The sequence below is a fragment of the uncultured Faecalicoccus sp. genome (assembly GCF_944325745.1).
Taxonomy (GTDB): domain Bacteria; phylum Bacillota_I; class Bacilli_A; order Erysipelotrichales; family Erysipelotrichaceae; genus Faecalicoccus.
Window position 1 is genome coordinate 1 of record NZ_CALVBG010000034.1, and the last position, 12,741, is coordinate 12,741.

Consider the following 12,741-nt stretch of genomic DNA (forward strand, 5'->3'; position numbering starts at 1 on the left):
TCCAGTGGTGTAGTGGTTAACATGCCTCCCTGTCACGGAGGAGATCGTGGGTTCGAGTCCCATCTGGACCGCCATTTATTTTATGCAGGTGTAGTTCAATGGTAGAACTTCAGCCTTCCAAGCTGACTACGTGAGTTCGATTCTCATCACCTGCTCCATCTAAAACGTATTGATCAGATTCTTTGGAATCTGATTTTTTTGTGTTAGGCTATTGATATGATCTTAAATATCAGCGGGCGAACAGATATCGTTGCCTTTTACACCCCTTGGTTGATGAACCGGTTAAAAGAAGGTTATGTACTTGTTCAAAATCCTTTTGATACTCATCAACTCTCGCGCATTTCATTTGATGAAGTCGATTTAATTGTTTTTTGTACCAAGGACCCTAGACCTATTCTGCCCTATTTGGATACTCTTCAGATCCCTTTTGTGTTTCAAGTGACATTGACTCCCTATCATTCGGATATTGAGCCCAACGTAGGCAATAAAAAAGATATTCTCTCTTCGATCCATGTTTTAAAAGAACATTGTACCTTGGTCAAACCAATCTTGCGATATGATCCAATCTTACTGAATGATCGTTATACAATTTCTTATCATGTTCGCGCTTTTGACAAATTATGCGAGAATTTAGAAGGAACGATCGATAAGGTGATCCTATCGTTTGTGGATATCTATAAAAATGTGAAAAGACATCAGCAAGAGTTGCAACTTCATCCAATCGAAGAACAAGAGATGTTTGTTTTAGCTAAAGCTTTTTCCCAAAGTGCCCAGCGCCATGGAATCGTAATTCAAACTTGTTTTGAAAATGTGGACCTGTCTTCTTTTGGGATCTCACGAAATGTGTGTTTCAGTGTTGAAGAAGCTTTTCGATTGACCGGCAAGATCTTTCCAAAGTGGAAGGCACGGCCTTGCGGGTGCGTGGAAATGGTCGACATTGGAGCTTATAATACTTGTCATCATCTCTGTAAATACTGCTATGCCAACTACGATGAGAAAAGCATCAAAAGGCATCAAAGCCGACACGATCCGCAAAGCCCGCTTTTAATCGGGTCTTTACAGAATGATCAAATCATCAAAGATCGCCATGATCATATTATTTTTAAATAATGCTTTACAATTAGTCTGAAATTGGATAAAATAATTGAGCACATGGCGGTTGTGGTGAAGTGGTTAACACAGCGGATTGTGGCTCCGTCATTCGCGCGTTCGAATCGCGTCAGCCGCCCCATGAGAAAATGACACTCGAAAGAGTGTTTTTTTTTATGCTTTTTGGCGTATTTAATACTATGAAGATCAAAGAAATGAGTGCCGATCTAAGGCCGCGTGAAAAAGCAATTCGCTATGGTTTGTCTTCTTTGAGTGATTTGGAGATTTTATGCTTGCTGCTGCAAAGTGGAAATCGTGAAAGGAGTGTTTTTGATCTGGCAGCGGAAGTATTGGATCTTTCCGAAAATCTCAATCGACTTTTTGACCTGCGTTTGGAGGAGTTGATGGAGATCAAAGGAATCAAACAAGTAAAGGCGTTGCAGATTTTAACGGGGATCGAACTTTGTCGTCGAGCTCTTCAAAGAAAAAATTATCAGGCACCGATTGTTCAGCCGGAAGATTTAGTCAAATGGTTTCAACTGGAGATCGGGCCTTGTTTTCAAGAACATTTTGTGAGCGTCTATTTAAACGCAAAAGGCAAGATCATCCATCATAAACTTTTATTTATCGGAACTTTAACGGAAAGCTGTGCACATCCTCGTGAAATTTATCATGATGCTTATCTCTGTCATGCGCATGCTTTGATCATGATCCATAATCATCCCAGCGGTGATCCCACGCCTTCTCCACAAGATATTGAATTCACTCGATGTGTAGATGAAGTGGGGAAGATGACTGGGATTCCCTTGTTGGATCATATCATCGTTGGAAAATCGTCCTGGTTTTCCTTTAAGCAACATCAATATCTCGATTGATTGATTATTGAAATCCTATTATAATGGGTAGTAGTTTGGGGGACTTCCATGAAAAAGTTTACACGGCTGCAAAGGATCCTGCTGGTCGCCAACATTGTTTTGTTGGTGTTTGGATGCCTGATGATGGGGCTGCGACAAAATACACTTTCCAATATAGGATATAGCGCTTGGACATATATTAAATACGGATTGATCGATTATCCGGTCACATCGGTAACGAATATGTTTAGTGATTTTGCGAATCTTTGGCATGCTTATGATGACAATCAATATTTAAACGAGCAGCTTGCGCAACAGCGAAGCTATAAAACACTTTATGAAGAACAAAGAAATCGCAATCAGGAACTTGAAGAACTGATTGAACTCAATGGGACCTTGGATGAAGCAACAACGATATCGGCTTCTGTTTTGGCCCGAGATACTGATGCGTGGGATCAGACGGTTACAATTTCAGCAGGCTCTACACAAGGGGTGGAAGAGAATATGATCGTTTGCACTTCTCAGGGAGCTGTTGGTTTGGTTGAGTCTGTACAGACGGCAACCAGTACGGTTCGGCTTTTGACCAGTGACACATTGATCAATGATATCGCCATCAGCATTGCATTGGATGATGGAACGAATGTAGAAGGTGTTTTGGAAAGCTATGATCCGGATGCGCATGCGTATCGCATTTCATTGTTTGATAATGATGCCAGTGTGACGCAGGGTCAGGAAGTCAGCACATCGGGGCGAGGGGGAAATTATCCTTCCGGCATCTATGTGGGTTCAATCTTAGATGTAGAAACCAACGATAGTGCTTTGATTTCAACCATCTATGTGAGTCCGGTTTCTAATATCGGCAGTTTTAACTACGTTCTCGTGATTGGAAGTGGAACCATATCATGAAACTTCGAAAAGAGCTTTTGATCGTTTTTCTATTTCTGCTGATCGATGATGTGATTGAGTTTATATTTCCGATGGATCCGCTTTATGAACAATTTTCATTTCTTTCACAGTGCGGATTTTTGTGCCTCTGTTTGATTTCTTATCGCACTTCTTGGCTAACGGGATTCTTGTTTTCTGCTTTATGCGGGCTGATTCAAGATTTGTTTTTTGCGGTCGGCTTTCCTTTCCATGGCATTCTATATGGTGTGCTGGGAGCTTGTGCCAGCTTCTTGTCACGCTTGGGAAAAGAGAGTATATTACGGAAATTTTGGATTTGTTTTATGTTGCTGGTCTTCGAAAATTTGATTTCTTTTGGCTGGTACAGCATGACAGGTACGATCCAGGTGCAGTTTAGAACCTGGTTTGTCCACCATGAATTAGGGACCTTGATTTTCAATACGTTAGCTTTCTTTGTTTTAGAATATATTTTTGGAGTGATGGAACGATATCAAACGATTCGTCGGCATCGAATCCAGCGTCAGGAAAAAAGAAAGTATCGTCGCTTGCGACTGACAGGGAAATGAGTCTTCTCATTTCTTTTTTTTGACCATGTGTTACAATAATTTCAAGAAAATGGAGACCTTTATGAAGAAACTCATGTTATTAGATGGAAACTCGATGTTATTTCGAGCTTATTATGCCACTTTATATACACACAGAATGTCCACCTCCAATGGAATACCAACCAATGCCGTGTTTGGTTTTATTATGATGTTGAAAAAAGCGTTGGAGATTATTCAGCCAGACGGATTGTTGGTGGCTTGGGATGCCGGAAAAAAGACCTTCCGTCATCAAAAATACGAGGCATATAAAGGAACTCGGAAACCTTTAGATGACGAGCTCATTGTACAATTTCCGATCGTTCGCGAGTTTTTGGATGACGCAGGGATCTTTCGCTATGAAATAGAAGGCTATGAAGCGGATGATATCATCGGTTCTATGGCCAAAGCCCATCCGGAACTCCAAACTACGATTTTGACAAGCGATCGTGACCTTCTTCAGCTGGTCGATGCTTCAACTTCTGTTCTGTTGATGAAAAAAGGAATCACGGATATGGATCTAATGGATGTTGAGTCTTTTAAAGATAAGTACCAACTAGATCCTTTGCAGATCATCGATTTAAAAGGTTTAATGGGAGATTCCAGCGACAATATTCCAGGCGTGAATGGAATCGGAGAAAAAACAGCTTCCAAGCTTCTGCAACAATATCATAGCGTGGAAAACGTCTATGAACATATTGATGAAATCAAGGGAAAATTAAAAGAAAAACTGATCCATGACAAAGAAGCTGCATTTTTATCAAAAGATCTGGCTACGATCTATACGAAGATGGATTTTCCTTTCCAATTGGAAGATCTGCAATTCGAAGGGATCCAGGACACGGCCAATAACTTTTTCCAAAAATACGAGATGCGCTCTTTAATGAATGAGCGAACTTCTGTGAAACGGGAATCTTTACCGCTTCAAACCATATCGGCCTTGCCTAAGATCGATCACGCCATTCTCTTGATCCCGGTCTGTAGTAAATCTAACTTCTTAACACAGAAGCTTTATGGATTTATGATCCCGACAGCTCAAGAAGTTCTTTACATATCCGTGGAGTCGGCCATGGAAGATAAGAATTTTAAAGAAATGCTTCAAAGAAAAGATATCTCCACTTGGGATACCAAAGAATGCAATCATCTCTTAGATCGATATGGTTTTTCGACCGTTATGTTCCAGGAAGATCTTCATATTGCCTCTTTTCTCTTGCATTCCCAAGCAACAGATCAAGATGCATTAATGATGGCTTTAAACATTGAATTGCCGGAAAGCTTTCATGAATTATCCAAAAAGAAAAAAGACCAGGAGGCGTATGCTTGTTCACGGATGCTTCCTGTTATGCACGCTTTTAGTGAACAACTTTATTTAAAGGAAAAAACAATTCTGGAAGATCTGAAAAAAGAAGAACTGTTTGATTTGTACGAAACAATTGAAAAACCTTTAATTCCGATTCTTTTTAAGATGGAAAAAGAAGGGATCGATATTCAGGAAAGTACGCTCGATGCGATCGGGGAAGAAGTTTCCCGGGAGATGGCAGAGCTATCCAATCAAATCTATGAATATGCAAATAAGATCTTCAATATCAATTCTCCGAAACAGCTTGCCATTGTTCTCTATGATGATCTCGGCTTAAAAGGGGGAGGCAAGAAACGCAGCACAAGTGCGGAAGTTCTAGAAAAATTAGTCGGTGTACATCCCATTATTGAGACCTTATTAGAATATCGCAAGTTTTCAAAAATCATGTCCACTTACATCGACGGTTTAAAAAAACATATTCGATCGGATCATAAGATCCATACGACATTCAATCAGACAATGACGCAGACAGGACGTCTTTCAAGCAGTGATCCGAATCTGCAGAATATCAGTGTCCGCGATGAGGAGGGCCGGGAGATTCGAAAAGCTTTTGTAGCCCCTCCGGGATGCGTGCTTTTATCGGCGGATTATTCGCAAATTGAATTGCGGATGCTGGCCCATATGGCAAATGAGGAACATATGATCCAAGCTTTTATTCATGGAGAGGATATCCATAATAAAACGGCCTCTTTGATCTATCATTGTGATCTCGAGGATGTGACTTCCTCGATGCGCCGTGTTGCCAAGACAGTGAACTTTGGAATCGTGTATGGACAGACGGCCTTCGGGTTATCGACACAGTTAAAAATCACCCGCAAGGAAGCTACTGAATTTATGGATTCTTATTTTGAAAGTTATCCGAATATCCATCAATATATGAATCATCTCATCGAAGACTGTAAGGAAAAAGGATATGTTGAAACACTCTTCCATCGACGCCGCCAAATTCCGGAAATCAATGATAAAAACTTTATGACGCGAGAGTTCGGCAAGCGGGCTGCCATGAATGCACCGATCCAGGGAAGTGCTGCTGATTTGATCAAGATTGCGATGATTCGTGTTGATCAGGCGATGAAAGCGGCAAAAGTGACATCCAAATTACTTCTTCAGATCCATGATGAACTGATTTTCGTGGTTCCGGAAAATGAGTTAGAATGTATGATCTCGTTAGTCAAAGATGCAATGGAAAACGCGATGGAACTTCGTGTTCCTTTAAAAGCCAGTATTCAAGCCGGCAAAACATGGTATGAGGCCAAATAATGCCAGAAGCGCCTGAAGTTCAAACGGTCCTGTCTACATTAGAAGATCAGATCAAAGATTTGAAGATTGAAGAATGCCGGATTCGTTATGAAAAACTGATTGATCATGAATCGGTTCCTAGTTTTATTCAAAAAGTCAGAGGTCAGCATCTCCGCCAGTTTCAGCGTTATGGAAAATATCTGATTTTTGTGCTGGATACTTATGATTGGATCGTACATTTACGCATGGAAGGTAAGTTTTACCTGCTTCCTGACTTTCCGGAAGATAAACATATTCACGCCGGCTTTTTGTTGAGTGATGGAAGATGGTTGTGTTATCATGACACTCGAAAGTTTGGCAGGATGCAGCTTTATTTAAAACAAGAAGATTTTCAATCTCTTCCTTGTTTTCAAAAATTAGGTCCGGACGTTTTAGATCCATCTTTGAATGCCGACTATTTATATCAAATGCTTCATCATTCGAATAAATGCTTAAAAGCGTGTCTGTTGGATCAAAGCATCGTTGCCGGAATTGGAAATATTTATGCGGATGAGATATGTTTTGCATGCCGGCTGGATCCGCGCAGTCGCTCTAAACGAATCTCAAAACAAGGTTGTGTACATTTGGTTTATCACATGCAGCGAATCATCCAAGGCGCTATACGTTATGGCGGAACCACGATTCGCAGTTATACATCCAGTTTAGGGGTGACCGGGCGGTTTCAATTAAAACTGCGGGTACACGATCGAAAAGACGAAGCATGTTCGGTATGCCATAGCATCATTAAAAAAATCGTAGTGGCACAAAGGGGGACTTATTTATGCCCAAAATGTCAAAAAAGAAAATAATTGCGATCACAGGGAGCATGGGTTCTGGAAAATCCATGGTTTCCAGCATGATTCAAAAACAATATCCTGTTTTAGATGCGGATCAAGTCAACCGTGACCTGCTCAAAGCCGGGAATGCAGGATATCGCGCTTTGCTCAAACAATTGAGTTTGCCTTTGGATCCTCATCAGGAAATTAATAAAGTTGAGTTTTCAAAAAAGATGTTTTCAGATCCGGCATACCGGGAGCAAGTGGAAGGAATCTTGCATCCTTTGATTATGAAAACAATCCAGGACTGGATCAAAGATCAAAAAGATACGCTTGTTTTTGTAGAGATTCCCTTATTATTTGAAGCGGGGATGGAGGGTCATTTTGAAGAGATCTGGTGTGTTGTCTGTGATGAAGAGGTCGCTTTGGAACGACTGAAATCAAAACGCAATATTTCAAGAGAAGAAGCGAAAGCGCGTTTGGCATGTCAATACTCTCCCGTGATCAAGATGCAGAAAAGCGATGTCGTTCTTTACAACAATGGTACGATCGAACAGCTTCAAGAGCAGGTCGATCTGTATTTAGAAAGGAGCGCAACGTGAATTCAGAAACATTTTCGATTCAAGTGCAGTCTTCTCTCAAGGAGGAGACTCTTTCTTCGTTGATTTTATTATATGGTCCTTTGATGGGAAACGATGCCGTGTTTCTTTACCAAAGTTTATATGTGCTTCGAAACCGGATGCAAGAAGGGCAACTAAACGGACTGCTCTCGTCTTGCCGTTTGTCGCAAACTCGTTTTCAAGCGGCTCGAAAAAAATTAGAACAGTATTCTTTATTGCATTCCTATTGTGATAAGGAAACTCATCATTGGCTCTTTCTATTGAGTTCTCCCAAAGAACCGGAGGAATTTTTAAAACATGATGTCTACTCTCGCCTTTTTTTAGAAAAAGAAGGATCGGGACAACTAGACCGCATGAAAGTATTATTCTCGTTTACGTCCAAGATCACTTCTTCCATGGTCGATGTCAGTGAACCGCTGGATCTTTCGTTGCTGGATGCATGGACACTAGAAAAGGAACAAGCATTGGATTCTGTCCCTTTATCCTCGTTTGCGTCTTCTTATCCTTTTGATTTTGGGCTGATGTTTCAAGGAATGGACCGCATTATCCCGCAGCGTCTGCGAACGAAAGAAAATCTGCAGCGGATCCATGAACTTGCCCGGATTTTCGGGATCGATGAAAAAACAATGCGTCGATATCTGTCGTTGAGCATTGATCCCAGTAAAACGAGAATCGATTTTGAACAATTAAGAGAACGAGTACTGCAGGCCCGAAAAACCAAGACATCCAAACAAGATCCTTATGCACTTTCTCCCGTTGCCTTTCTTCAATGGAAACAAAATGGAATGCCAGTATCTGTACCTGATAAATTGCTTTTAGAAAAGATCATGGTCGATTACAAACTGCCTAACGAAGTCATCAATGTCTTGATTGATTATGCTTTACAGGCAACGGATCAGAAGTTTAATCGATCTTTTGTGGAAAAAGTGGCCAGCTCCTGGGCAAGGTTACATATTGATACTAAAGAAAAAGCACAAGAACAGACGCAGGCTAGACAACAGACCAAAGAAGAGCTTCCTTCTTGGTATCAAGATACAAAACAACAAGAAAACGATCCGAATTTAGAAGAGGAGATCGAATCGATGCTCCAAGCATTAAAGGAGGAATCATCCGATGGAAACCTTTAAAAAAATAGAGACCATGGATCTGAAATGGATCGATAAGCTGGCTCAGGAAGAAGCGGTTCAAAGTTTCTTAAAAGAACACGACCTGGGAATGGATTTTTTAAAGAAAAATGCATCTGATTTTTTATTGTGGAAAGACACTTTAGATCGATGCAAAGATTGTCCTGGGCTTTCGAGCTGTTCTCAACCGTTGGCAGGAAAGCGAAAGATGTTGGATCTTGATGCGGACGGTTTTTTGATCCAGAACTTTGTTTCCTGTGCATATCAAATACAAGTCGATGAAAAAAGGAAACATCAAAAACAATTTTGGCTTTCTCACATGAGTCCAAAAGAATATGAGATCGATCTTTCGTCTTTGGCAAAAGGACAAGCGAAAGAATATCAGCTGGCTTTTCGAACGATTCTTTCGTCGATCCAAGATTCTAAAGGCGTGTATCTCTATGGCCAGCCCGGCGTAGGAAAGACGTATTTGATGTTAGGTCTATGCAATCTTTTTGCCAAAGAAAACAAAAGCGTTTGTTTTGTAAAATTGCCGCAATTGATCAGTGACTTTAAACAAAATCTGACCGATAACGAATATCGTTTGAAAAATATGGCTCTTTTACAGAAGGCAGATGTCGTGACTCTTGATGATATGGGAGCAGAAGCCATCAGTGCATGGACAAGGGATGAGATTGTGTTGCCTATCCTGGAATATCGCATGGCGCATCAAAAGAAAACGTATTTTACAAGCAATTATGCTCCTGAAGAGTTGTTCAATCAATACATTATCCGCAATGAGAGCAATTCCAAGATCAGTGCGCTGCGTTTGTTAGAACGGATTCGCAGTCTGTCGAATCCTTGTAAATTATCCGGAGAATCACGTCGGTAATTCTTTTCAAATCTATAGATTTGGAGTAAAATAATGATAGCAAATTGAAACATAAAGGAGGAATTGAAACTATGTTAGTATCTGCTACTGAAATGATCAATAAGGCGCATGAAGGTCATTATGCGATCGGTGCTTTTAACATCAACAACCTTGAATGGACAAAAGCTATTTTAGCAGCCGCTGAAGAAGTGAAATCACCTGTTATGTTAGGGGTATCTGAAGGTGCTGCTAAATATATGTGTGGTTTTAAAACAGTGGTTGCGATGGTAAAAGAGATCCATGACTATATGGGTATCACTGTTCCGGTTGCGATCCATTTGGACCATGGAACATATGAAGGTGCAAAAGCTGCTATTGAAGCAGGATTCACTTCTGTCATGTTTGATGGTTCTCATTATGATTTTGAAGAAAACTTGGCAAAATCTAAAGAAATGATTGAATTAGCTCATTCAAAAGGATTGTCTATCGAATGTGAAGTCGGTGGAATCGGCGGAGAAGAAGATGGTGTCGTTTCTGCTGGTGAATTAGCTGACCCTCAAGAATGTAAAACAATTGCTGAACTGGGTGTTGATTTCTTAGCTGCTGGTATCGGTAACATTCATGGTAAATATCCTGCTAACTGGGCTGGATTGAGCTTTGATCGTTTAGCTGAGATCCAGGCTTCTACAAGCGGAAAACCATTAGTTCTTCATGGAGGTTCTGGAATCCCTCGTGAACAAGTTAAGAAAGCAATCGATTTGGGTGTATCGAAAGTTAATGTCAACACGGAATGTCAGTTGGTATTCGCAGATGCAACTCGTAAATATATCGAAGCTGGTAAAGATCAACAAGGAAAAGGATACGATCCTCGTAAATTGTTGAAACCAGGTGCAGATGCCATCACTGAACTTGTAAAAGAAATGATGACAAACTTCTTCGGTTCTGCCGGAAAAGCTGAATAATTCGATAAATATCGAAAGAGCTGATCACTTTTGATCGGCTCTTTTTATTTTGGGTGGATAGAAGGTAAAATCTTAGGTAAAATAGTCTTTGAAAGAAGCTTGGTTTTTGTGTATTATATATGAGCGTGTTCGGGAGGTGTCTTATGGAAGAAGTTATCAAGATCGAAGGAGGCCATCCTCTAGAAGGTTCGGTCCGGATCAGCGGATCAAAGAATGCCACGGTGGCTTTGATACCTGCTTGTGTGTTAGCGAATGAACCCATTACGATCTATGGTGTTCCCAATATCAGCGATGTAAAATCATTGAAAGTTCTTTTGGAAGAACTTGATGTCAGAGTCGAACAAAAAGATGATGAAACTTTATATATAGATCCATCAAAGATGGTCAATCGTCCGATGACCAGTGTGGCCGTGAGCAAATTGCGTGCCAGTTATTATTTCATGGGTGCTCTTTTAGGAAAATTTGGTCATGTTGAGATCAAAATGCCAGGAGGATGTTATCTGGGGCCACGACCTATCGATCTTCATTTAAAAGGATTTGAAGCTTTAGGGGCCAAGGTTGAATATATCAAGGGATGTTATGTTTTGGATGCCAAGGAATTGGTTGGAACAAATATTTTCTTGGATATCAGCTCTGTTGGGGCCACGATCAATATCATGATGGCTGCGGTCTATGCCAAAGGAAGAACCGTTATCGAAAATGCGGCTCGTGAACCAGAGATCATCGATATTGCGACTTTATTAAACAAAATGGGAGCGCGTATCCACGGTATGGGAACGAGTACTTTGACTATTGACGGAGTGGAGCGATTGGGCGGATGTATGCATGAGATCATACCTGATCGTATTGAAGCGAGTACCTATTTGATTATTGCGGCTGCCATGGCTAAAAAGATGCGCATTGAAAATATCATTCCGCAACATGTGGATGCGATCACAATGAAATTGAAAGAAATCGGGATCAAAATGAAGATCGAGTCCGATGCGATCGAGGTCTACGAGTCTACCGATCCATTAAAACCAACGGATATCTTGACCAAACCTTATCCTGGCTTTGCGACCGATGTTCAACAGCCCTTTACTGCCTTGTTGACCAAAGCTCAGGGACAATCGGTTGTGACAGAAACAATCTACACAGAACGCTTTAAACACTGTTATGAGTTAAATAAAATGGGGGCGGATATTGATGTTCGTGTTCCTAGCTCTTTTATCAACGGACCCACGCCTTTATATGGAACCAGTGTTACAGCAACTGATCTGCGGTGTGGAGCTTGTCTTGTGATTGCCGCTTTGATGGCGGAAGGTGTCACAGAGATCCACGATGTTTATCATATTGATCGAGGCTATGAAGATCTCGATGGAAAACTGAAAAGCTTAGGGGCTAATCTCTGGCGCGAATTTACAGAATAATCATTTTTCAAAAAAGGACTGTAATTGATTTTACAGTCTTTTTTGGTTTAGAATAAAACTATGATCAAGGTCGCGATTCTCGAGTATGAAAATGAATCTATGGAAGTTGCTTTTGCTCTTTCGAAAGTCTATTCGCGGCAAGATTGGACGTTTCGTCATTTTACCAAAGCTTCGGATCTGGCAAGACGGCTCAAAGAGGAAGAGTACCAGCTTTTTATCTTTGACGAAGTTTTTAAAACACCGCGGTTAGAAAGTGTCTTTGTTCACGATCATCCCAATTCGATGTTCGTGTATTTATGTGAGAATCCCATCCGCACGAAAGGCAATGACCAGCGCCATCGGGTTTTATATTTAGATAAAGGAAATATTCGGCAAGAGATTCTTCAAGTCCAAGATCAACTTTTATCCTTGAGTCATCAAATGGATTCTTATGAACTGAATTATGATGGTGTTCATGTTTTTTTGCCGTATCCCGATATATACTATTTAGATAAAATGGAAAAAATGATCTATTTTCATACCAAAAAAGGCGAATTTCATGAAAGAGCGAACATGTCCGATCTGGAGAAAGTGTTTACCCCTTATGGATTTTTACGTGTGCATGTTTCTTACCTAGTCAATGCGATTCATATCGTTGCCTGGTATAAAGATGAAGTCGAATTGGATAATGGGGATCGTATTCCGCTTTCACGACAACAAAAACGCAAGATTCTGGCATTAAAAAAAGTCAAATCGGACATTTGATCGACCAATTCATCCACTTGAATTGTTTTTCATTTTGCCTTCGCTATAATGGAGATGAACAAAGGGATCACATAGGCATAGAAAGAATTCCTTTGAAAGAACTTAAGCTGATATAGAGAGCGGTGGGAAGATGACAATACAATAGTTGCCAGGAACTTGTTTTTCCTGGCGAAGCACGAAGCTATGGAGAG

12 protein-coding genes and 2 tRNA genes are annotated in these 12,741 nt (G+C 40.7%); all 14 read left to right on the forward strand.

What is annotated here, in order from left to right; all coding sequences use genetic code 11:
* Window positions 1–84 precede the first annotated feature (84 nt).
* Window positions 85–158 (forward strand) — tRNA-Gly (locus tag Q0J48_RS04585).
* 58 nt (window positions 159–216) lie between these two features.
* Entirely contained in the window at window positions 217–1,110 is an 894-nt protein-coding gene (locus tag Q0J48_RS04590) for a DUF1848 domain-containing protein (protein ID WP_296242068.1), read from the forward strand.
* Between the two features lie 45 nt (window positions 1,111–1,155).
* Window positions 1,156–1,231 (forward strand) — tRNA-His (locus tag Q0J48_RS04595).
* A 58-nt stretch (window positions 1,232–1,289) separates the two neighbouring features.
* On the forward strand, window positions 1,290–1,964 hold the full coding sequence (radC, locus tag Q0J48_RS04600; RefSeq protein WP_296242070.1) for a DNA repair protein RadC: 675 nt from the start codon (window positions 1,290–1,292) through the stop codon (window positions 1,962–1,964).
* Window positions 1,965–2,012: 48 nt separating this feature from the next.
* Window positions 2,013–2,849 carry a rod shape-determining protein MreC gene (gene mreC / locus Q0J48_RS04605; protein WP_296242071.1) on the forward strand — a complete coding sequence of 279 codons (837 nt, stop codon included), beginning with the start codon at window positions 2,013–2,015 and terminating at the stop codon, window positions 2,847–2,849.
* Entirely contained in the window at window positions 2,846–3,412 is a 567-nt protein-coding gene (mreD, locus tag Q0J48_RS04610; protein WP_296242072.1) for a rod shape-determining protein MreD, read from the forward strand. The genes mreC and mreD overlap by 4 nt, the downstream gene beginning before the upstream one ends.
* 61 nt (window positions 3,413–3,473) lie before the next feature.
* Window positions 3,474–6,047, forward strand: a complete 2,574-nt coding sequence (polA, locus tag Q0J48_RS04615) for a DNA polymerase I (RefSeq protein WP_296242073.1) — start codon at window positions 3,474–3,476, stop codon at window positions 6,045–6,047.
* Complete coding sequence (gene mutM / locus Q0J48_RS04620; protein ID WP_296242076.1) at window positions 6,047–6,874, forward strand: bifunctional DNA-formamidopyrimidine glycosylase/DNA-(apurinic or apyrimidinic site) lyase; 828 nt, start codon at window positions 6,047–6,049, stop codon at window positions 6,872–6,874. Before polA ends, mutM begins: the two co-directional genes overlap by 1 nt.
* Window positions 6,847–7,443: a dephospho-CoA kinase gene (gene coaE / locus Q0J48_RS04625; RefSeq protein WP_296242079.1), complete on the forward strand. Its 597-nt coding sequence runs from the start codon at window positions 6,847–6,849 to the stop codon at window positions 7,441–7,443. The genes mutM and coaE overlap by 28 nt, the downstream gene beginning before the upstream one ends.
* On the forward strand, window positions 7,440–8,588 hold the full coding sequence (locus Q0J48_RS04630) for a DnaD domain protein (RefSeq protein ID WP_296242080.1): 1,149 nt from the start codon (window positions 7,440–7,442) through the stop codon (window positions 8,586–8,588). The genes coaE and Q0J48_RS04630 overlap by 4 nt, the downstream gene beginning before the upstream one ends.
* Complete coding sequence (locus tag Q0J48_RS04635; protein ID WP_296242081.1) at window positions 8,575–9,456, forward strand: ATP-binding protein; 882 nt, start codon at window positions 8,575–8,577, stop codon at window positions 9,454–9,456. Before Q0J48_RS04630 ends, Q0J48_RS04635 begins: the two co-directional genes overlap by 14 nt.
* A gap of 71 nt (window positions 9,457–9,527) precedes the next feature.
* Entirely contained in the window at window positions 9,528–10,397 is an 870-nt protein-coding gene (gene fba / locus Q0J48_RS04640; RefSeq protein WP_296242082.1) for a class II fructose-1,6-bisphosphate aldolase, read from the forward strand.
* A gap of 143 nt (window positions 10,398–10,540) precedes the next feature.
* A complete protein-coding gene (locus Q0J48_RS04645; RefSeq protein ID WP_296242083.1) occupies window positions 10,541–11,806 on the forward strand; it encodes a UDP-N-acetylglucosamine 1-carboxyvinyltransferase in 1,266 nt (421 codons plus the stop codon).
* 60 nt (window positions 11,807–11,866) lie between these two features.
* Window positions 11,867–12,550, forward strand: a complete 684-nt coding sequence (locus Q0J48_RS04650) for a LytTR family DNA-binding domain-containing protein (RefSeq protein ID WP_296242084.1) — start codon at window positions 11,867–11,869, stop codon at window positions 12,548–12,550.
* Window positions 12,551–12,741 lie beyond the last annotated feature (191 nt).